At 42.9% G+C, this 19,600-nt stretch carries 20 protein-coding genes, 6 tRNA genes and 1 other RNA gene; 15 read left to right on the top strand and 12 right to left on the bottom strand.

Annotated features, from left to right (window positions below; all coding sequences use genetic code 11):
- The first annotated feature begins 52 nt into the window (after nt 1-52).
- Nucleotides 53-1,225 (top strand): cell division protein FtsZ, encoded by a 1,173-nt coding sequence (gene ftsZ / locus VJH67_00685; protein HEY4515693.1) that lies wholly within the window; start codon nt 53-55, stop codon nt 1,223-1,225.
- 73 nt (nt 1,226-1,298) lie between these two features.
- Nucleotides 1,299-2,237, top strand: a complete 939-nt coding sequence (locus VJH67_00690) for an FAD-dependent oxidoreductase (protein HEY4515694.1) — start codon at nt 1,299-1,301, stop codon at nt 2,235-2,237.
- Nucleotides 2,238-2,240: 3 nt separating this feature from the next.
- On the opposite strand, the gene VJH67_00695 is transcribed toward VJH67_00690, so the two are convergent.
- The 3 genes from VJH67_00695 to VJH67_00705 all read right to left on the bottom strand — a co-directional run bounded on the left by VJH67_00695 (nt 2,241) and on the right by VJH67_00705 (nt 3,422).
- Nucleotides 2,241-2,314: transfer RNA gene (locus tag VJH67_00695), tRNA-Val, on the bottom strand.
- Nucleotides 2,305-2,994 carry a hypothetical protein gene (locus VJH67_00700; protein ID HEY4515695.1) on the bottom strand — a complete coding sequence of 230 codons (690 nt, stop codon included), beginning with the start codon at nt 2,992-2,994 and terminating at the stop codon, nt 2,305-2,307. Before VJH67_00700 ends, VJH67_00695 begins: the two co-directional genes overlap by 10 nt.
- A 41-nt stretch (nt 2,995-3,035) precedes the next feature.
- On the bottom strand, nt 3,036-3,422 hold the full coding sequence (locus VJH67_00705; protein HEY4515696.1) for a 3'-5' exonuclease: 387 nt from the start codon (nt 3,420-3,422) through the stop codon (nt 3,036-3,038).
- Nucleotides 3,423-4,178: 756 nt separating this feature from the next.
- Here VJH67_00705 and VJH67_00710 point away from each other — a divergent pair.
- Nucleotides 4,179-5,108 (top strand): IS30 family transposase, encoded by a 930-nt coding sequence (locus VJH67_00710; GenBank protein ID HEY4515697.1) that lies wholly within the window; start codon nt 4,179-4,181, stop codon nt 5,106-5,108.
- A 240-nt stretch (nt 5,109-5,348) separates the two neighbouring features.
- Here VJH67_00710 and VJH67_00715 read toward each other — a convergent pair.
- Nucleotides 5,349-5,420 (bottom strand) — tRNA-Glu (locus tag VJH67_00715).
- Nucleotides 5,421-5,591: 171 nt separating this feature from the next.
- Here VJH67_00715 and VJH67_00720 point away from each other — a divergent pair.
- A tRNA-Ser gene (locus VJH67_00720) sits at nt 5,592-5,678 on the top strand.
- A gap of 86 nt (nt 5,679-5,764) precedes the next feature.
- A complete protein-coding gene (gene tsaD, locus VJH67_00725) occupies nt 5,765-6,928 on the top strand; it encodes a tRNA (adenosine(37)-N6)-threonylcarbamoyltransferase complex transferase subunit TsaD (GenBank protein HEY4515698.1) in 1,164 nt (387 codons plus the stop codon).
- Between the two features lie 4 nt (nt 6,929-6,932).
- Here tsaD and VJH67_00730 read toward each other — a convergent pair whose 3' ends face one another.
- Complete coding sequence (locus VJH67_00730; GenBank protein HEY4515699.1) at nt 6,933-9,551, bottom strand: immunoglobulin-like domain-containing protein; 2,619 nt, start codon at nt 9,549-9,551, stop codon at nt 6,933-6,935.
- A gap of 342 nt (nt 9,552-9,893) precedes the next feature.
- Here VJH67_00730 and VJH67_00735 point away from each other — a divergent pair, with 342 nt between their 5' ends.
- From VJH67_00735 to VJH67_00745, 3 genes are read left to right on the top strand one after another with little or no spacing between them, the layout of a single operon-like run.
- Nucleotides 9,894-11,987, top strand: coding sequence for a valine--tRNA ligase (locus VJH67_00735; GenBank protein HEY4515700.1), 2,094 nt, complete (start codon nt 9,894-9,896; stop codon nt 11,985-11,987).
- Between the two features lie 34 nt (nt 11,988-12,021).
- Nucleotides 12,022-12,717: a PrsW family glutamic-type intramembrane protease gene (locus VJH67_00740; GenBank protein HEY4515701.1), complete on the top strand. Its 696-nt coding sequence runs from the start codon at nt 12,022-12,024 to the stop codon at nt 12,715-12,717.
- A 51-nt stretch (nt 12,718-12,768) separates the two neighbouring features.
- Nucleotides 12,769-13,224 (top strand): Hsp20/alpha crystallin family protein, encoded by a 456-nt coding sequence (locus VJH67_00745; GenBank protein ID HEY4515702.1) that lies wholly within the window; start codon nt 12,769-12,771, stop codon nt 13,222-13,224.
- Between the two features lie 32 nt (nt 13,225-13,256).
- Here VJH67_00745 and VJH67_00750 read toward each other — a convergent pair whose 3' ends face one another.
- Nucleotides 13,257-13,496 (bottom strand): glutaredoxin domain-containing protein, encoded by a 240-nt coding sequence (locus tag VJH67_00750; protein HEY4515703.1) that lies wholly within the window; start codon nt 13,494-13,496, stop codon nt 13,257-13,259.
- A gap of 67 nt (nt 13,497-13,563) precedes the next feature.
- On the opposite strand from VJH67_00750, the gene VJH67_00755 reads away from it, so the two are divergent.
- The 7 genes from VJH67_00755 to VJH67_00785 all read left to right on the top strand — a co-directional run bounded on the left by VJH67_00755 (nt 13,564) and on the right by VJH67_00785 (nt 17,336).
- The gene (locus tag VJH67_00755) at nt 13,564-13,800 is read left to right on the top strand and encodes a hypothetical protein (GenBank protein ID HEY4515704.1); all 237 of its coding nucleotides are present in this window, start codon (nt 13,564-13,566) and stop codon (nt 13,798-13,800) included.
- Nucleotides 13,801-13,804: 4 nt separating this feature from the next.
- Nucleotides 13,805-13,877 (top strand) — tRNA-Phe (locus tag VJH67_00760).
- Between the two features lie 20 nt (nt 13,878-13,897).
- Nucleotides 13,898-13,970, top strand: a tRNA-Lys gene (locus tag VJH67_00765).
- Between the two features lie 11 nt (nt 13,971-13,981).
- Nucleotides 13,982-14,062: transfer RNA gene (locus VJH67_00770), tRNA-Leu, on the top strand.
- Between the two features lie 43 nt (nt 14,063-14,105).
- An RNA gene (rnpB, locus tag VJH67_00775) (RNase P RNA component class A) lies at nt 14,106-14,466 on the top strand.
- Between the two features lie 752 nt (nt 14,467-15,218).
- On the top strand, nt 15,219-15,785 hold the full coding sequence (locus VJH67_00780; protein ID HEY4515705.1) for a hypothetical protein: 567 nt from the start codon (nt 15,219-15,221) through the stop codon (nt 15,783-15,785).
- A gap of 285 nt (nt 15,786-16,070) precedes the next feature.
- Entirely contained in the window at nt 16,071-17,336 is a 1,266-nt protein-coding gene (locus VJH67_00785; GenBank protein ID HEY4515706.1) for a hypothetical protein, read from the top strand.
- 99 nt (nt 17,337-17,435) lie between these two features.
- Here the strand turns inward: VJH67_00785 and VJH67_00790 are convergent, their stop codons facing one another.
- The 6 genes from VJH67_00790 to VJH67_00815 form a co-directional block, all read right to left on the bottom strand.
- Nucleotides 17,436-17,708 carry a hypothetical protein gene (locus VJH67_00790; GenBank protein ID HEY4515707.1) on the bottom strand — a complete coding sequence of 91 codons (273 nt, stop codon included), beginning with the start codon at nt 17,706-17,708 and terminating at the stop codon, nt 17,436-17,438.
- Nucleotides 17,709-17,714: 6 nt separating this feature from the next.
- Nucleotides 17,715-18,062: a hypothetical protein gene (locus tag VJH67_00795; protein ID HEY4515708.1), complete on the bottom strand. Its 348-nt coding sequence runs from the start codon at nt 18,060-18,062 to the stop codon at nt 17,715-17,717.
- Nucleotides 18,063-18,192: 130 nt separating this feature from the next.
- Nucleotides 18,193-18,540: a hypothetical protein gene (locus tag VJH67_00800; GenBank protein HEY4515709.1), complete on the bottom strand. Its 348-nt coding sequence runs from the start codon at nt 18,538-18,540 to the stop codon at nt 18,193-18,195.
- A gap of 23 nt (nt 18,541-18,563) precedes the next feature.
- Complete coding sequence (locus tag VJH67_00805; protein ID HEY4515710.1) at nt 18,564-18,839, bottom strand: pilin; 276 nt, start codon at nt 18,837-18,839, stop codon at nt 18,564-18,566.
- 10 nt (nt 18,840-18,849) lie between these two features.
- Nucleotides 18,850-19,131, bottom strand: coding sequence for a hypothetical protein (locus tag VJH67_00810; protein ID HEY4515711.1), 282 nt, complete (start codon nt 19,129-19,131; stop codon nt 18,850-18,852).
- A gap of 24 nt (nt 19,132-19,155) precedes the next feature.
- Nucleotides 19,156-19,593, bottom strand: a complete 438-nt coding sequence (locus VJH67_00815; protein HEY4515712.1) for a hypothetical protein — start codon at nt 19,591-19,593, stop codon at nt 19,156-19,158.
- Between the last annotated feature and the right edge of the window lie 7 nt (nt 19,594-19,600).

Genomic DNA, 19,600 nt, shown 5'->3' on the forward strand with positions numbered 1-19,600 from the left:
GGGAGTTTTTCAACTTTGCATTCAGGAAGGGCTCTGTTAGAATCCAGGCAATATGCCACAAATCAAGCCAGAGGTAGAAACATTTGCACGAATAAAAGTCATCGGTGTCGGTGGTTCTGGAAAGAACGCTGTAAATCACATGATCAATTCCAAAGTAAAAGGAATTGAATTCGTAGCTATAAATAGTGACGCGCAGGACCTTCATCATTCTCTCGCCAAAAAGAAAATTCATATTGGCAAAAATCTCACTCGAGGCCTCGGAGCTGGAGGTAACCCCGATCTTGGCAAAAGAGCGGTGGAAGAAACTAAAGAAGAAATACAGGAAGCGATCAAAGGTTCCGACATGGTATTCATCACTTGTGGACTGGGAGGCGGCACCGGCACAGGAGCCGCTCCCATCGTCGCTCGTACAGCGAAGGAACTCGACGCCCTGACCGTAGCAGTAGTGACCAAACCATTTTCGTTCGAAGGAAAACAGAGGATGCAACTCGCTGAGCAAGGCCTCGATGAATTGCGTGGAGCAGTCGATGCCATCATCGTCATCCCAAACGACAGGTTGCTCGCGACCGTCGACAAGGACACTACGGCCAAAAATGCATTCTCAATCTGTGATGATATTTTGAAACAAGCAGTGGAAGGAATTTCCGATATTATCACCACTCCCGGCATCATCAATATAGACTTTGCTGATATCCGTAGTGTTATGGAAGGAGCGGGAGCAGCACTCATGGGCATAGGCAAAGCTTCAGGTGAACGCAGAGCGGAAGAGGCTGCCAAAATGGCCATCAACTCCCCTCTTCTAGAAGTTTCGATTACTGGGGCCAAAGGAGTACTTTTTTCCATCGCTGGGCAGGACGACCTTACTATGTTTGAAATACAAGAAGCGGCAAAGATTATCACCGAATCAGTTGATCCAAATGCTAAAATTATTTTCGGTACTGCTCACGACGACAAGCTACGTAAAGGTGAAATAAAAATTACTGTTATCGCTTCAGGTTTTCCTGAAAACTACATGAAAAAAGCTCTCTTCAGTGATAAAGAAGAGATGACTAAGGATAAAATATTCAATGCTATTCCAATTTTGAATAGAAATAAAAAAGAGGAAGAAGAAATGATTTCCCCTGCAGTAGAACCAAAAAAAGAGGAGAAGAAGACGATACAAGCAGATGATGAAGATGATTGGAGTGCGGTTCCAGCTTTTTTGCGACGCTCGAAGTTGAAATAAAAAAACCAAGGGGGACCCTTGGTACAGTAGTCCAAAGGTCCCCCTTGGTTTTTTGTGATACAATATTTTTCTCATGAATTACGACCTCATCATCATAGGCGGTGGACCAGCAGGAGCAGCTGCGGGAGTATATGCCGCGAGAAAGAAAATAAAAACTCTCCTCATTACTGAAAGCTGGGGAGGCCAATCGACCGATTCAGTAGGTATCGAAAACTGGATAGGTACTGTAAAAATCCCTGGAGTGGAATTTGGGCAAATCTTGAAAAATCATGTTGCGGCTTATGCTTCTAATTCAGTTTTAATGAAGGAAGGTGAGAAAGTGGAGAATATAGAAAGATGGAAAGAAGAAAATAAGGAAAGATTTAAGATTAAAACTGACAGAGATACATACGATACAAAGACAGTACTTATCGCAACCGGAAGCACTCGTAGGAAACTAGAGATACCGGGGGCTAAAGAATATGAGGGCAAAGGTATCGTATATTGTGCCAGTTGCGACGGGCCTCTTTTCAGCGATCAAGATGTGGTAGTGATAGGAGGGGGCAACGCCGCTTTTGAATCAGCCGCCCAGCTACTCGCCTACTGCAAATCAGTAACTCTGCTTAATCGTGGAGATAAGCTAAAAGCTGATCCTGTCACTATAGATACACTCTCTAAAAACGTTAAATTTAAAATTATTAAAAATGCTATCCCAGTAGAAATAAAAGGCGATGGTTTTGTGACTGGCATTATGTACGAGGATTCAGTAACTAGAGAAAAAATACTGGTACCAGCTACAGGTATATTTGTAGAAATCGGGCTCTTGCCTACTACTTGGTTTGCAGAAGGATCGGGAGCAGAAATGAATGAAATAAAACAAATAAAAGTGGATCCTAGGAATCAACGCACCTCGGTCCATGGCTTGTGGGCGGCGGGCGACTGTACGGATGGCCTATTCCATCAAAACAACATCGCCGCTGGCGACGCCGTCAAAGCTCTTGAGGATATTTACTTAGAGCTTCAAAAAATGTAAATGTGGGCGGTAGAGGGCTCGAACCCCTGAACCTTCCGAACGTCAATCGGACGCTCTACCAACTGAGCTAACCGCCCTTTTTTATATATAACTCACAAAACTTCCTACTAAGATATATCAATTTTCTCTGAATAGCAATATTAGCACAATCTATTAAACACACCCCTTTATAATGAGGGTATGTTTTTTGACCTTTGGTTCTTTTATCAAAGGAAACATAACTAAATCTTGCAATTGGTACCTTGAGTTGCTGGGACCAATATTTTTTCATCTGCATAGAATTTTGGTCATACCTCAAATGTAATTCAAATCTAATTTTATTGATGTCTAAATTATAAACCTCAATCATATTCTTAAGAAAAAACTTGAGAATAAGCGGGTCTGAATTTCCCATACCTGTTTTTGAAGTTTTGAAACCCTCACCAAGGTATAACATCGAAAGAGCAATATCGATTAATTTTCTATCTTTGATGTCTACTCCAGCTAGAGTGACCAACGCCTGATCTTTAGCATTCTTAACTCTCAGTCTTTTTTGTTCATGATGCCAAATTAAAGCTTTTTTCCTTGCTTTTATGAGAGACTCGTCCTGACGAATTTTTAGAGCTCGTCTATGTTTAATGCTTATGGAAACATTTTTCAACCATCCGCTTAAAGTAGAACGCGCGACTCCAAGCTTATTTTCTATGTCTCTTATAGAAAGCCCTTTGTAACGCAAACTGACAACTTTCTGCTTTAATCCGAACCACTTTGACCTCATGTATAAATGATATCATCAGTAGTTCAGATTAATTTTAGTTATCAACATCGTTCAAAAGATGAGTCTTTTATACAACTTTTCCTAAAAGCTTCGTTCATAAAACCCCAATCAAATGTAGCATTGTAAGCGATAAATATAGCTTCCTCCGATTTTTCCGCATACATTTCCATAGCCTCTTTGAGAGAAATGGCATCCTTCCAATTTTCCTCCATATACCCATTCCTTTCAATCGCTGCAGGAATCGCATTCGCGATATGCTCCGGTTTTACTTTCACATTTAAAGTATCCAAAATTTGTAGGCTTTTTTGGTCCACCATAACCAGCCCAATCTCAATTATTTCATGTTCCCCAAACACATCCCCACTCGTCTCCAAATCGGTAAAAGCAAGCGGTCTTTCATTTAATTTACCTAAATTATTGTGTGTCATGGTGTGTAGAGAGGCACCCTCTTTACATAAAATTATGTGGTGTAATTTTAATTTGTGACCCAAATGTCTGGCTTTCAGAACTTTTTTCGTATAGAGATTTAGTAAAATTGAGTATTGAAAGTTTGGAAATAATTATGAAATAGAAAAGGCACCGCAGGTTTGAAGACCAAACGGCGCCTTAATTTGTCATTTTTACGTGTGAACTTCACGCCTCGTTTTGTTACAAAAAACGGTTGGCAAAAAAGAGCTCATTTGAGCTGAGATGAATTCCATCCCACCTGAACTGAGAACCACTGGATAGTGGCTCCAGCCGGGAGCACTCGTGCTCCCTCAGGCAACCTTGGACCCCTGTACTGTCCGACAATGACCTCGTCTCCGATCCTGACTGCAACCGTTGTGCGGTTGCAAGTCACCGGAACTCCCAAAGTCGAAGAGAACACGTTAGCGGTATCGGTATGACCGACGATGCTCGTTGCATCTTCCGCGTAGGATGCTGCCTGGTCCACATCAATCTCATCAATGTGGATGTCGACCGGAAAGGTTCCGATCATATTCACCGAGAAAGCATTGGCGATGTAGCGCATGGTCTCCTCCTGGGAGTCTTATGTAAAGTTAAGCCTGTTCTAATTTTTGGAGTCAGGATTTACAGAAGGCTTTTTACGCGGTAGCTTCGCGTGCCTTTTTTATAGCGGGCAAGACAGACCGCTTTTTCAAAAGTTAATTAACCTTTGAATTTAGACACTCCATAATTGGAGAATGAAAAAATTTAAACATTTAAGCTATGAGGAAAGAGTAGCAATCTCTTTTCTTCAAGCGGAAGGTTGGAGCACAAGAGATATTGGTGAAAAACTTGGTCGTCATCATTCCTGCATTGCGTACGAATTGAAAAAGAAAGTTAAAGGCTTGTATGTAGCCAAAAAAGCTCACTACAAGTCATATTGGAGAAGATATTTGAGCAAGAAACAGTGTATGAAAGTGGCTCTGGACAGAGAGCTGTCCAAATTCATTCCGGAAAAGCTCAAGGAAGGTTGGTCACCCGAAAGAATATCGGGGTACCTCAAGCTTCAAGGGAAAACCGTATCAACCAAAGCTGTATACAAGTTTGTGTACAGTCGTTGTTTAGAAAGATTTCTGTTCTGGAGAAAACATCACAAGAAAAGTGGTTGGAAGAAAAAGAGATATGGCAAAGCCAGTGATGGCAGAAAATATATTGAAGAAAGACCAGCGACACTCTGTTCTGGTCACTGGGAGGGAGACTTCATTGTCTCTTCTCACAATACTTGTTCTCTTTTGGTCTTGGTTGATCGATATTCCAGAAATACCATCATCAAGAAAATACCAAACAGAAAACACGCAGTTGTAATGCGTGCTTTCCAAGATTCCTTGCGTCATATGCCGATCAAGACACTGACATTAGACAATGATATATCATTTAACTGTTGGAAGAAACTGGAACAAATACTTAAGTGTTCTGTGTATTTTTGCCACCCGTATCACTCTTGGGAAAAGGGATTGGTTGAAAACACCAACAGGTGGATTAGATGTTTTGTGCCCAAAAGGAAAGATTTGAGAGAAGTCACAGACTTGGAGCTTCATTCAACCGAAGAGTTTTTAAACGAAATTCCACGCCAATGTCTTGGATTCAAAACAGCAAAAGAGGTATTATTAATTAATCAAAGTGTCTAGATTGAGGGGTGGGGAAACGAAAGATCTTACGCAGATAGTGTAGCATATTATATATTATTTGTCAACAAGTTTTTCAGAACTATGAATAAACCCTACTTATTTAAGGTTATTTAGTGGTTTTCGTTTATTTTAGATAAATTTTAGGAATATGGTTTCAGAACTTTTATATTTCTAAAATACGTTTAAAAACAAAGATAAAATTAATCTTTGTTCTGAAAAAAGTAGTATCATCCCTTTATGTGACCCCACGGAGAGTCGGACTCCGCTTCCCGCCTTGAAAAGGCGGTGTCCTAACCGATAGACGATGGGGCCAAATGATTGCTTTGCAATCACAATTTTCAATTTATAATTTCTAATTTTCAAATAAAAACTAGAAACAAATTGAACTGACATAGTAACATTTTTTGAAAAAATGGCAAAAAATGTTAGGCTGGTCTATATGGTCGCCTTTGCCTCGCGGTAGCTCGGCTTCGGCGGACCGATGGATGGGTGGCTGAGTGGTTGAAGGCACCGGTTTCGAAAACCGGCATACTCGAAAGGGTATCGTGAGTTCAAATCTCACCCCATCCGCCTTCGCCTCGCAGTAGCTCGGCTTCGGCGGGACACAGTCCGCAGAAGATGAGCGAAGGCGGGAAGATAAATTTTATGTACTAATAATGATAATCCTTGGAATCGAAACAAGTTGTGATGAGACGGCTATAAGTGTGGTGGAAGCTGAAGGAAATGAAAAAAATCCTAGTTTTAAAGTGCTTGGGTCAGCTATTCACAGTCAAGCAGATATGCATTCTTTGTATGGTGGCGTGTATCCAAACTTGGCAAAGAGAGAACACACGAAAAACCTGCCAGCCGTACTTGAAACAGCATTGGAAAAAGCAAAGATGCCCGCCCGCCTCGCAAGCGAGAGCGTTGCGGGCGGGGAAATAAGCAAAATTGATGCGATAGCAGTAACGGTAGGTCCTGGGTTGGAACCAGCGCTTTGGACGGGAATTACTTTTGCAAAAGAATTGGCAGAGAAATGGAAAAAACCTCTTATCCCAACTAACCACATGGAAGGTCACTTGGCATCAGTCTTAATGAATTCAAAGAATTTTATTAAGCTGATGCCAAGTGATACAGTTTCAAAAGCACACCCTTTTGAAACTGTGCACATAAAATTTCCCGCCCTCGGCCTACTCATATCTGGAGGCCACACAGAACTAGTCTTACTTAAGAGTTGGACTGAGAAAGAAATAATTGGGGAAACCAAAGATGATGCTGTGGGCGAGGCTTTCGATAAGGTGGCAAGAATGCTCGGCCTCCCCTATCCTGGTGGACCAGAAATATCTAAACTTGCCTCAGAAGCCAGGGAACAGAACTTCCACTTGGAAACTAAGTTTCCAAGACCGATGATAAAATCGGGAGATTTAAATTTTTCTTTTTCAGGATTGAAGACTGCTGTTTTATATTATTTGAGAAAACCCCATCCGGCACCTCGCAAAGCCTCTGACCACCTTCCCCTTGATCAGGGGAAGGAATACCAAAAGATCGCACGGGAATTTGAGGATGCAGTAGTCGAAGTTCTAATAGAAAAAACAAAGACGGCTATTGCTCTTCATAATCCACATACTCTTATAATTGGCGGCGGGGTAATATCGAATAATTTAATACGAGAAAAATTTGAAGCATTAGTAAAAGAATATCCGAATATGGAACTAAAAATTCCTGAAAAATCACTGACGACCGACAATGCTACTATGATCGCCATGGCCGGCTACCTCTCCTTCATAACCAAAAGCGCGCAACCAGAATTGCGCGCTCAAGGAAACTTAAAATATTTGTAAGTTTTTACTCCCCTATAATACCTTTGAATCCTTTCTTTTCACCTTCTTCGGTTACTTTGTCTGTAAGAGAGCTCGGCTCTTCCACGACTAGAGTAGATATTTTTTCAAGCGAGGCATCATACGAATTATTTTTGATGGCTTCTTTATGAGCAGTGCCGTTACCGAAGAGGATCACGCCCATCACAATGAGAAAGACGATGACGAATGGCAGGATAGTACAGTAGTGAGCGAAGATAGCCGACAATGCTATAGCTACAATAAGAAAGATTGCGCTCCAGATAAGTTTCTTCCTGCGGATTTTCATTCTTTCCATTTCATCCCTAGCAGGACCGCCAGAGAATAGCGAAGCAAGGATATAGATGACAGCAAGTACGATGAGGAAAACGATGGCACACTCTAACGTGTCAGAAAGACTTTCAGGAATAGAGAAAAGTGAGATAGCAGCATTCCTTAAAACATTAGTTCCTGCTATTTCACTTCCGTTTATAAAATCAGAATCTGTAGGGTTTTCTGATTCAGTAGAAGTACCGACTCCTATAGAGCCCGAAACATCAGGTATCACGCCTCCGTTCTCTTCTATATCTTGAATGAAGCTTCTGAAAGAATCGATTTCACTCTGATCTGAAGCAGAAAGGGGGTAGATAGTTTTACAGAATATTTCATTTATTTTTTTCTTGGTAAGGATATACACATATCCAGTCGGAGCTGTGTGGCCCCACGGAGCAAGGATATCGTCAGAGTATTTATTCTGGAATCTCGACACAGCATCGAAAGTAGCATCGTCAAAGTTAGCTGTGAAGGAAAGATTTTCTCCTTCAAAAGCATTGAGGAAAGATTGGAGTTTTAATACTTCAAGAGGATCATTTTGCAAATCCTTTCTCAAATAATCACGCAAGTATGAACAGGTAGTAGCTCCTAGAACAGCACCGCCGCCTATGGTAGTAATGTCACGCCTATGACCACCAAGGCCGCCGCCCCCACCTCCTCCGCCACCGCCATTACCCCCAGAATTATCAGTAGGAGGATTCGTAGGAGGAGTAGAAACAGGAGACACGATGACAGACCTAGTTACAGAAGTAGAAAGGTTTCCAGAGTCAGTAACGGAATAGGTTACTTCATACGTACCGGCAACAGCTGTATTTACAGTAGTCGTAGTAGCAATTTCATCGGTCAAATTACCATCCTCAGTATCATTTGCAGTAGCACCTGGATCAGTGAAGGTATCACCTATTGTCAAATTCAAAGGATTGGCACCAATCAAAGTGATAATTGGTGGAGTGTTGACTGGAGGATTAACACTATTAGCAACATTCAAGGCAATACAATAATATGTATTACCATTCTGTGGATTCAAAACGTAATCATAGTTGTCAAAATACAAAACATCCTGATTACAAAACAGTTCAGCACTTACAACATTAGTCTGTGCGTCATTATTTGCATATGGACCATAGAAAGGAATATAGCCATTCTTTAATACTTCACGAATCCATACCTTGTCAGAACCTAGAGCCGCAGGAATATCGACTTGAGTTTTACCCTGACTATCAGTCAATCCAAAAGTAGTCCAGCCGCTACCCGCTGGTCCGACAAAAGATGAACCAGGATCAGTCACTGACTGGTAGCCCCACTCGAATTCCCATCCAGGCTGCAAGTGGCAAGAAGGATGAGAAGCGAGGAAATCGGAAGCAGTAGAAGCAGTTACATCAGGGCCTCCCACTCCCCAGTTCGGTAAATCGATTTCATTATTACAAACTATTTTTGTAGCGATAACGCGGAATGTCGTGGCAGGTTCCACAACTACAGTTCTATTAGCAGAGGCTGACGCCCCATCAGAATCAGTGACAGAATAACTAAGAACGTAATTTCCAGGAAGAGAAGTGTTGACCGAACCAGAAACAGTGATGGAAGAGGTCAAATTACCATCCTCAGTATCATTTGCAGTAGCACCTGGATCAGTGAAGGTATTACCAGCAATCACAGTAAAAGGATTGGCTCCCAAAAGAGTGAGCACCGGAGGATTGTTCACAGGTACTTCAGGACCACCGCCAGGATTCGTATTACAGGTCACAGCCTCGGACTGTACGTTCAATTTAAAGAGTAGCCCGGCTGGATTTGATTGTGGAGTAGCCCCGTCCCAACCAAAATTTTTAACCTTAAAAGAAATGTTGTTTGAGCCTGTAGTCAAAACTGAACTGAGGTCATAACTATCTTTCTCCTCATCAAAATAATTTAACTCAGAATTATCTTGAGCAAATGGGTTTCCATTGACAGATATTTCGTAGCCATTGTCAGCGGCCACGATAAGGGAAGCTACAGTCGGAGTGCCGACTATATTAAAGGTGCGAGAAAAAGATGTTTCTTCATCGATAGTAGGGTTTTCAACAAGAACAGTCTTCCAAATCCAAGTAGCCCCAGGGATGCTTGCTGTCCAACGAGGGTTTGCAGAATATGTTGCTACAGCATTAGAATTATCAGAAAGAAGAGTGCTAGTATCACTCACTATTTCTAGATTACAAATAGCAAGTGCTTCGGAAGCACCTTCTTCAGCGAAGATAGAAATAGGGCTCCCGATAAGTGTCACTACTACAAAAGCGGCTACAATGTTTTTGAATATATTCATGTTATTAATATCTCTAAATAATTTAATACCCCACAATTTAATCTATTAACTTATCTCATGTATTAACATAATTGATAGAATATGTCAATAAACATACTAGGAAGTGTCAAGCGACCAAATGCTATTAAAGCCTTATTTATCAACGTTTTTTAAAAAGGAGAAAAAATATTAAAATTTTGTCTTTTATAAATCCATATAATCCTAAAAAAGACTTACTTACTAGGTCCTATCAGATATAAAGGACAACTTACCTAAAAGACAAACTATGTCTTTTAGGTACAAAAGAGTCTATTTTTGCGTTTTTAGTCTTAAAGCTTATTATTAACAAGTAAATATATTGCTATGAATAAAGAAGTTACAGAAAAACTTAGTAGGCCATATAACCCGAAGGAAATAGAAAATAAGATATACAAAATCTGGGAGAATTCTGGTTTTTTTAATCCTGACAATCTTCCCAATAGCGGGAAGCCGTTCACTATCATAATGCCTCCCCCAAACGCCAATGGCAGACTTCATGCTGGTCATGCTCTTTTCATTACTTTGGAAGATATCATGATCCGCTACAAAAGAATGTGCGGCTTTAAAACTCTTTGGGCTCCAGGAGCTGACCATGCCGGTTTCGAAACTCAGATTGTTTATGAAAAAGAGTTAGAAAAAGAAGGAAGGTCTAGGTTTAATATGGACCCAAAAGATCTATATACAGAGATCCTTGATTTTACTCTCAAAAATAAATCGGTGATGGAAAATGATGTACGGAGCTTGGGGGCTTCCTGCGACTGGTCAAGAGAAAAGTTTACCCTCGACGAAGATGTGGTGCTAGAAACTCAAAAAACATTCAAAAAGATGTTTGGTGATGGATTGGTATATAGAGGTTCAAGAATTATTAATTGGTGCACCAAACATCAGACTTCCCTATCAGAAGTTGAAACTGAATTTATAGAGAAGCTAGATGCTCTCTACTATATTAAATACGGACCTTTTACTATTGCTACCGCTAGACCAGAAACTAAGTTTGGCGATAAGTATGTAGTGATGCACCCGGAAGATCCCCGCTACAAGGAGTATGCAAATGGCGACAAACTAGAAGTGGATTGGATAAATGGCAAAATAGAAGCTACTGTCATCAAAGATGAGGCTATAGATATGGAATTCGGTACCGGAGTAATGACTATTACCCCTTGGCACGATGAGGTTGATTACAAACTTGCCGAAAAATACAACCTGGAAAAAGAGCAGATCATAGACTGGCAAGGCAAACTATTACCGATAGCCGGAGAATTTGCTGGCATGAAAATAAAAGAGGCCAGGCCAAAGATAGTAGAAAAACTGAAAGAACTAGGCTTACTAATAAAAGTGGAGGAGAACTATAAGCACAATGTAAAAGTTTGCTACAAATGCGAAACCCCCATTGAGCCACAAATAAAAGACCAATGGTTTGTGAAGATGGAGCCCTTAGCCAAAGAAGCGGTAAAAGCAGTCGAAGCTGGCAAAATAACTTTTATCCCAGATAATTCTCGCAAGATTTTCCTTTACTGGATGAATAACCCGATCGACTGGAACATCTCTCGTCAGATTGTTTGGGGTATACCGATACCAGCCAAAGTTTGTGACGCGTGCCACACAGGAGTGCCTGACTTGGAAAATAAAACAGACAAATGCGAAAAATGCGGCCAAGAGATGAGGCAAGACACTGACACCTTCGATACCTGGTTTTCTTCAGGCCAATGGCCTTATCTCGTACTTGGTTATCCTGATTCTTCTGATTTTAAAAATTTCTATTCTACTGATGTGATGGAAACTGGGCGAGATTTAATATTTAAATGGGTTCCAAGGATGGTCTTCTTCGGCCTTTATCGCACAGGCCAAGTTCCCTTCCACACTGTTTATATGCATGGCTTAGTAAACGACGCCAAAGGCCAGAAGATGAGCAAGAGCAAAGGCAATGTTATCAGCCCTCTCACTCTAACCGAAAAATATGGCACCGATGCATTAAGAATGTCGCTCATTGTGGGCAATACTCCTGGCACCGACCTCTCTTTATCAGAAGAAAAAGTCAACGCTTACAAAAAATTCGCCAACAAAATATGGAACGCTTCTCGTTTTGTCATCGAAAATACAGAACCAAGGGTGACCCTTGGTGATGAAAACCAAAAAATAATGGAAGAATTCAACGCCCTGAAAAAAGACATCACTTTAGATATGGAAAACTACCGTTTCTATATGGCGTCCGAAAAAATTTACCACTACTTCTGGCACACTTTCGCTGACGTTATTATTGAAAAATCAAAAAAAGATGCTTCTTTAAAACCCCTCCTCCGCCCTCTTCTCGAACAACAGCTCAAACTCCTCCACCCCTTCATGCCTTTCATCACCGAAGAAGTTTGGTCCCTCCTCGGTCACGATTCCCTTCTCATGATAGAAAAGTGGCCTGAGTAAAAATCAAGGACAATATTTGTTGTATAATTTGGGGGTGATTATAGGATCGAATTTTTTATGGGCGTTTGTGGGAGGTTTGTTACCGGCAATTTTTTGGCTGTGGTTTTGGCTGCATGAGGACAAAAAACATCCCGAACCAAAACTACGCATTATCCTTTCTTTTGGATTCGGCATGCTCGCCGTCCTCCTCGTGTTACCGGTAGAACGCTTCTTTTATAATATATTCGGAAACGAAATCCACATATGGACTCTGCTCGCATGGGCCGCAGCCGAAGAAGTGATGAAAATAGTAGCGGCTTACTTCGCTGCTTTCCGTAGCAGAGTAGCCGACGAGCCAGTCGACTTTCTTATATATATGGTGTCGACTGCCTTAGGCTTCTCAGCTCTGGAAAATTCCCTCTTTCTTTTCAATATGATAGGCGAAGGTTTCGTTACTCAAGGAATCATAAGTGGCAATATGCGCTTCCTAGGAGCAACATTGCTTCACACCGTCACTTCAGCGACCATAGGTACTTTTATAGCACTGGCTTTCTATAAAAATAAAGAGGTTAAAAAAATGTCGCTCGCCATAGGCATCATGCTCGCTATCGCATTGCACACCTTGTTCAATTTTTTTATAATTGAGATGGGAGAAAGAGTGTTCTTCGTTTTTACTGGTGTATGGGTAGCCATCATACTTATGATTTTAATGTTTGAGAAGGTAAAAAGTGTAAAACCAGGATCGGTCTAAAATACATGTGCTATAATGTTTGTATAAATTTATTATTAACTTTCTAATCGGATGGCAAAAGATAATCGTTCATTCTTCGAAAAAATAACTGGAGCAGTGAGGATAGAGGAAGAACAAGAAGAAGCTCTGGAAGCACCTGTAAAATCGGCTGGTATATGGAGTGAGGAAAGCCCAGATGAAGGTGAGCTTTCGGTTGACGTATATCAAACTCCAAACGAGATAATAGTGAAGACAATGGTAGCAGGAGTAAAACCTGAAGATTTGGATGTATCAATAACTCGCGAAATGGTGACAGTAAAAGGCAGGAGAGAAGAGGAGCGTACCATAAGTGAGGGTGATTATTTTCATAAAGAATTGTATTGGGGCTCTTTCTCTCGCTCAGTAGTACTACCTCAAGAAATCGACGTCGACTCAGCGGAAGCGGTGGAGAAACATGGTTTGCTTATACTTAAATTACCCAAGCTCAATAAAAATAGGCAAACTAAAGTAAGAGTAAAAGGAAGTTAACCAAGTAACCAATAACCAAGGGGGACCCTTGGTTATGCGGGAATACCCAGTAAGCTAGCTACCTTTTCTTTCTGAAAACCGATAATTATATCGTTATCGATTTGAATGACAGGTACGCCAAGCTGACCACTTTTTTGGACCATATCTTTACGAGCCTCAATATCACTCGCTACATCTATATTTTCAAACGGGATATTGCTCGCAGTAAGGAACTCCTTGGCCATAGCGCAAAAATGGCAGGTCGGAGTGGAATATATTTTTACGGTTTTCATCGCTTTTATTTAAAATTTGTAAGAAAAGCTATTATACCATTTTTTCATATTATGCTATATTGTTCTTATGGAACCAGAAGACAGAGATCTTTTAAGAAGGACATTTGAATTGAGCCAGAAAAATAGTAAGATTCTGGAGTCGATAAAAAAAAGCATGTTCTGGGGCAGAGTGATGCGTTATGTCTACTGGGCCATATTGCTCGGCGCCGCTGTGGGAGCATATTATTTTATCGAACCATATGTTGATCAAATGCTCGAGGTATATGGAGGAGTCAAGGGGAGTATAAATAATTTATTTCAGTAAAATTGCTGGGATAGCTCAGTTGGTAGAGCATTCCCCTGAAGAGGGAAGGGTCGCCGGTTCGACCCCGGCTCCCAGCACACAATTAAATATTGGAAATCCGCTCATAGCTCAGCTGGTAGAGCAGCTCCCTCTTAAGGAGACGGTCCCAGGTTCGATTCCTGGTGAGCGGACTGCGGATATTGGGCAGGTGGTGAAATGGTATACACGCCAGTTTTAGGAACTGGTGCCGCAAGGCATGGAGGTTCAAGTCCTCTCCTGCCCACAAAAGTTTGAAAAATAATCCGCATTTGGTATAATGTCACAGGTTTTCATTCCAAACGATAGCTCTGCATTTTATATGCGGAGAGGAAAGTCCGAACACTCACTCTTTTACTAGAGAAGAGTAGCGGGTAACGCCCGTCGTCCGCGAGGATAGAGATGCGAACAGAGACGAGTCTCCAAAGTAGCTTGCATCGCAAGGTACAAAAAAAGGAGAGTGAAACGGCAAAATTCTTACTTGAGTGCAAGGCCGTACACGAAATTTTATAGTCCCCGCCTCACGGCGGATCGTTAAAATTTCGTGAGTGCCGCTTGAGTCCTTGAGTAATCAAGGGCCTAGATAAATTATCGTTACGCTTACCAACGAGGTAGGTGGAACAGAATTCGGCTTATAAGAATGAAAATGAGTACCTTAGTGCGAAAGCCGCCCTCACGGGCGGCTTTCGCTTGACTTTTATATATAAAATGTGATATAATACACCCAGAGACTTCTGTCTCGACAGATCGAAACAGAGAAAGTTCACCACAACAGAATAAGGAGAATTAAGACAATGCCTGCTGCTACTACTGCCCAAAGTAACGATCAACGGACGGCCTCCTCACAGACGCCGCCCCAAACAACCGTAGTCGACAGTCCGAAACCAAGACCACGCTATACTCTACTCTCGACTTGCCCCACCGGCTGGCTCGCGCTAGTCGTACGTGGAGAAGACCTGATCAGGGTGCTCCACTCGGTTCCCAAACACATCGTCAATGACGATTTCGAATTCATCCCTGATGATACCACCGCCGAAGAAGGAGACGATGTATTGAGCTTGCGGAACCTCACAGGACGCGAGTTCATTGGATTTCCGTTCCTACGCCTAACCGGCCTCCACCGGTTCAATCATCAGTGGAGCCGGTTCTGGCCGAAATTGGACGCGGATGGGGCACCGGTATACGAGGTGCAAGCCCACGAACGGCAGACTCTGACGTTCGCGCCATTCATCTCACAGTACCCCCTGGTATTTCCTGGGGTCGAAGTGATCGGTAGCGCGGTTGCCCCAGCGGCCGACAAAGCGGCAGGAGCCGAAACGGACCCAACATCGCAGAGGCCGCTCATACCAGTCACCTTCACGTTGACAATTCGGCTGAAGATGATACGCCCTCGGATGGCGCTCATGGAAAACACAGACGCCTTGGGCAACGTGCTGATTCCAAAAATCCGCGCCTTCCTCAAAGCCTACGCGGCCCAGAGAAGTTACGATGAATTGTTCCGCAGTTCGGGACAGTTTTCAGTAGTCACGGTCACCCAGGAATTTCGGAATTACTTCTTGGCGACAGGCAACGCGCCTGGAACAATCAGGGGTGAGATACTCGATCACACTGGGTACCAGCTCGACGACATCCAAGTTGTCGACATCAAACCCCTCGGAGAATACGAGCAAACGTTGCTCAATCTGGCCAAGGCCCACGTCGACGCCCAAAAGGCATATGTCGACGCCACGGGAAAACGCCGCGCGCGAGTTGAGGAAAGCCAAGGCGAAGCTACAGCAATAACCAACGTAGCTGCTGCCGATGCTCTTCGTATTCAGCAAACAATCATCGCGGCTGCAGGCGGTGCTGGACCAAATGCAATCGCGGCTCTGATCTGGGACATGATCAGGCAGTCGAATCTCACAACCTTGGGAGGTCAAGGACTCGGCATCATTGTCGATCCGAACAGCGGACGGCCAATGAATCCGTAAAGGTTACAAAAGTCTGGAATCTCCTTATTCTTCAACCCCCTTTTGGAAAGCCGCAAGGCCGACCAGAGGGGGTTGCTTTTTTATATTAAGTATGCTATAATTGAAGACAGAAGTGCGGCACAGGAGTGCCATTGAAAATCTTATACGGAGACGAAAATGACGCCTATTGGAAACAGCAGCAATAGCAACCATGCCCCACAACGCGGAGAGGGGTTCACATACGGTCGAGGGACACCAAACCCCGCCCAAACCAATAACGAAGAGTGGTGGAAGAGATTCCGAGATATGTTTCGAAGGGCAACCTTCTGGGGCAAGATCGGACTGCTCTTCCAGCTTTTCCGAGCCTTTCGGGCTTGGGTAAAGAAGGAATGGTGGGGCATCGCCCTCGACACGGCGGTGGTAACAACCATCCTGATTCTTGCTATGGGTTTAGCGACCCTCGGCATAAAGGACGGGAGTTCGGCGTTCACAACGGTAGCCATAAAGGGAGTCCTCATCGCGCTTGGCGCAGGAGCAGTGCTCTTCGGGGTATTACTCTTCCGCCGGCACCTCAAGTGGTGGCACCTTGGAATCGTGGCGACAATCATCGTCATGATTTTCTTCCTGCCATTCCACAGGATCGCACTCTGGATCCTCCATCCGATCCCCATGATATGGATCGTCGCAAGCCTCATGGCAATCGGCATTCACTTCTTCGGACCGGAAAAAGGTCTGCAGTGGAAGTGGAGAAAAAAATTGAAGCATCTTCCTAAGTGGAGGCTGAGGTTGCTGCCATTCGCGGCAGCAATCATTGCGACCATCGTGTACCTCGCATTTAGCAACTTCGCCTTATCGGATTTGGGGTTGTTAGTACTGGTCGTGGTGGGGTTGGTAGTTCTCATCGTTATCGCAAGGACAATCGTAAAGAAAGATGAGAAAAACAAGGTCTGGCCCATCGCGGGCAAGATCGTGCTGATGCTCGTCGGGCTCGTGGTGTTCAACTACATCGCGCTCGCGACCTGGTCATGGTGGAGGGTCCTCCGTCAGTACGAGGAGGTCTTCTGGGGAGTAAACGCCGCTCTGTTTGTGGCAATGCTCCTCACCCTGGTTACCACCGGGAAGGACGACAACAAGAAAACCCATCCGCTTGCGATCACGGGCATCAAGGTGTTCATGTTCCTTGCGATAGTGGGGTTTGCGTCGGCTCTATACAACTTCGCCGTGGCGCACAGCCTCGACGAAGAAAAGAAAGTCGCCATGAACTCAACCAAGCTCGTGACGGCCCCTCCTAAGGGAGAAAACGATGATTGGAGCGATCCAATCAAAGTTCCAAAAGGAGTGAGCCTACGATTCCAAGCCAAAGACGGGGAGAACTATTACTCCGTCAAAAATGAGAAAGGGGAAGAGAAGCAGTACAACCCGCAAGGGCAAAGCTGTTTCGACACCGCAGGCACCGCAATGCTAGACGCGGAGCAGTGCCTCGGCGACTCAGAGATCATCTGGTTCCAGTCAGGGACCGACGAATCGAAGGAGATGATCGTAGAGTTCCTACCTTACGTCTCCAGAGAGTAGTATTTCCCTCCGTATAAGAAAAAAAACCTGCCCCCTCAAAGTTTAGAGGGGGCAGATTTGTTTATCTATTATTCAGAATGTTCAGTCAGGATGAATACACTATCTCGGAATGATACCCCCAGTTTGGTTTGGAATACCGAAAGTATTGAGAACGAAGTTTACGATGCCGTAGACGCTGAACATGATGAACATGCCGACTATACCATAAACGATACTCTTCTTGCCCTCTTCCCTTTTAGTATCATCGTCAGATGAAGCGATGAATTTGGCCACTCCGAAGAAGAATACGGCGGTCGCCACCACAAACCCGAGTATAATAACAGGGTTCAGGATAAACTCATTTATCTTGGCGAGGAACTGGCCGACTGTCATCTAACTTTATCTAGGGATAAGTGGACCGACCTGAGGACCAGCATCTTGAGTTATACCTATAGCTCTACCGAGAAATCCGACAAGGCCCCAAACTGCTGCCATAACGAAGAGAGCGACAATTCCCCATATCATTTTATTTCTTCCTTCTTCTAATTTAGCAGCGTCACCTGAAGCTAAGATGTATTGTGCAAGACCCCAGAAGAAATAGAGCAAAGCAAGAGCGAAGACTATTGGGATGAGTAAGTTTATAATCCTACCGATCGGAGTGACTATGTTAGTTTCTATATTTTGAAGCTGAGCGCTTGCCATAATTGGCAAGAGAAACGATACTCCTACGATTAAAGCTTTTTTCATAATTTTCATTTAATTTTACTGAAACCTAATAATTTATAATGACCAAATTTACGCTCTCAATTTTAGCACATATTAACTCTTTTGTAACTTAATATGTGAATAGTTGAGAGAATTGTAACTAAAGATTAATCTATTGACCACCACTGCCAAATCCAGGTACAGGTATTGCGCTATTATCTGTTATCTTAAATTCCGTTTGTATAAACCTCACCAATCCCCAAACCGATGCCATCACAAATAAAGCTACTACTCCCCACACCATCTTATTCCTTCCCTCTTCCAATTTACTAGCATCACCTGATGCTAGAATATACTGGGCAAGACCCCAGAAGAAGAAAAGGAGGGCTAACGCAAAAACTATAGGAATAAGGAGGTTCACGAGAGTCGAACCTTGTCGTACGATACCAGTGGTCTGAGTAAGTTGAGCACTTGCAAAAAGAGGTAATAAAAGAGAGAGGCTAATAAATATTTTTTTCATAATTTTGTAAGTACTTATAATAATTACCTTACTTGGGGCCTTACCATACTTGTCGGCGATAGATCTATCTCGCTTCTTATAAATTTAATTATACCCCACACTGAAGTAACGACAAACAAAGCTACTACTCCCCACACCATTACTCTCTTACCCTCTTCAACCGCTTTTTCGCTACCAGAATTTTGGATATATTTGGCCATACCCCAGAAAAAATATAGTAGGCACAAGGCAAAAGCGAGAGGAATGAGAAGATTAGTGATGATTCCGTATGAAGCTTGGATCAATTCTTTTAAGTCCATTTAATTAAAATTACTGGCGTTCAGGTAACTGAGGAATGATGACTCCGCCTCCAAATTCAAATTCAGTTCGCAAGAAAGAAATTATGCCCCAGATAGTAAAGATGACGAAAAGACCGACCACTCCCCAAATCAAAATGCCTTTCTTCTTCTGCATATCGGTATCGCTTCCGGTAGAACGGATAAAACCTGCGACACCCCAAACAAATAACAGAAATGCGATCGCCACGATAAGAGGGATGGCGGCTCCGCCTAAATCTATAAATTTATTTACTAGTTGAGTGAAATTTGTCATATACTAGAACTGCGTTAACTTGCGTTAACCCCCAAGTTGGGTCACGGTACCTCTGATAACGGTAGCCAAGACCCGAGCTCCGAGAAGTACCGCCGCTCCTATCACCGCATAAAGAATGGCTTGATGAGCAGTTTTTATTTTATCAGGCTTACCTTGAGCGGTGACGTAAAGGAAACCTGAGTAGATGATCATGACAACGACCACCGTAGCCCCTATAGGTACCACAACATCTTTTATGATGAGTTCTATCAGGGCTGGGATATCATTGGTATTGTTTTTTAGAGGGTTTGGTATCTGTATCCTATAATTCACCTGCTGAGGTGGGTTGCCTGTACCACCCACTCCACCAGGATTGCCTGTGCCGCCAGCACCAGATTGAGCAGAAACAAATAATACAGGAAATAAAAATACTGTCGGCAAGAAGGAGTATATTAGAAATTTTTTAAAAGATGAAGAGTTCATGCCCTGA

It is taken from the genome of Candidatus Paceibacterota bacterium (assembly GCA_036517255.1).
Classification (GTDB): Bacteria; Patescibacteriota; Minisyncoccia; order Phycocordibacterales; family WO2-35-19; genus DATDXE01.

Excerpts from the sequence above, each read along its gene's own strand:
- VJH67_00755 (HEY4515704.1), top strand. The coding sequence starts at position 13,564 with ATGGAACCAGAAGACAGAGATCTTTTAAGAAGGACATTTGAATTGAGC.
- VJH67_00710 (HEY4515697.1), top strand. The coding sequence starts at position 4,179 with ATGAAAAAATTTAAACATTTAAGCTATGAGGAAAGAGTAGCAATCTCT.
- tsaD (HEY4515698.1), top strand. The coding sequence starts at position 5,765 with ATGATAATCCTTGGAATCGAAACAAGTTGTGATGAGACGGCTATAAGT.
- VJH67_00790 (HEY4515707.1), bottom strand. The coding sequence starts at position 17,708 with ATGACAGTCGGCCAGTTCCTCGCCAAGATAAATGAGTTTATCCTGAAC.
- VJH67_00745 (HEY4515702.1), top strand. The coding sequence starts at position 12,769 with ATGGCAAAAGATAATCGTTCATTCTTCGAAAAAATAACTGGAGCAGTG.
- VJH67_00810 (HEY4515711.1), bottom strand. The coding sequence starts at position 19,131 with ATGACAAATTTCACTCAACTAGTAAATAAATTTATAGATTTAGGCGGA.
- VJH67_00815 (HEY4515712.1), bottom strand. The coding sequence starts at position 19,593 with ATGAACTCTTCATCTTTTAAAAAATTTCTAATATACTCCTTCTTGCCG.
- VJH67_00780 (HEY4515705.1), top strand. The coding sequence starts at position 15,219 with ATGGAAAACACAGACGCCTTGGGCAACGTGCTGATTCCAAAAATCCGC.
- VJH67_00730 (HEY4515699.1), bottom strand. The coding sequence starts at position 9,551 with ATGAATATATTCAAAAACATTGTAGCCGCTTTTGTAGTAGTGACACTT.
- VJH67_00785 (HEY4515706.1), top strand. The coding sequence starts at position 16,071 with ATGTTTCGAAGGGCAACCTTCTGGGGCAAGATCGGACTGCTCTTCCAG.
- ftsZ (HEY4515693.1), top strand. The coding sequence starts at position 53 with ATGCCACAAATCAAGCCAGAGGTAGAAACATTTGCACGAATAAAAGTC.
- VJH67_00800 (HEY4515709.1), bottom strand. The coding sequence starts at position 18,540 with ATGAAAAAAATATTTATTAGCCTCTCTCTTTTATTACCTCTTTTTGCA.
- VJH67_00690 (HEY4515694.1), top strand. The coding sequence starts at position 1,299 with ATGAATTACGACCTCATCATCATAGGCGGTGGACCAGCAGGAGCAGCT.
- VJH67_00735 (HEY4515700.1), top strand. The coding sequence starts at position 9,894 with ATGAATAAAGAAGTTACAGAAAAACTTAGTAGGCCATATAACCCGAAG.
- VJH67_00700 (HEY4515695.1), bottom strand. The coding sequence starts at position 2,994 with ATGAGGTCAAAGTGGTTCGGATTAAAGCAGAAAGTTGTCAGTTTGCGT.
- VJH67_00705 (HEY4515696.1), bottom strand. The coding sequence starts at position 3,422 with ATGACACACAATAATTTAGGTAAATTAAATGAAAGACCGCTTGCTTTT.
- VJH67_00750 (HEY4515703.1), bottom strand. The coding sequence starts at position 13,496 with ATGAAAACCGTAAAAATATATTCCACTCCGACCTGCCATTTTTGCGCT.
- VJH67_00795 (HEY4515708.1), bottom strand. The coding sequence starts at position 18,062 with ATGAAAAAAGCTTTAATCGTAGGAGTATCGTTTCTCTTGCCAATTATG.
- VJH67_00805 (HEY4515710.1), bottom strand. The coding sequence starts at position 18,839 with ATGGACTTAAAAGAATTGATCCAAGCTTCATACGGAATCATCACTAAT.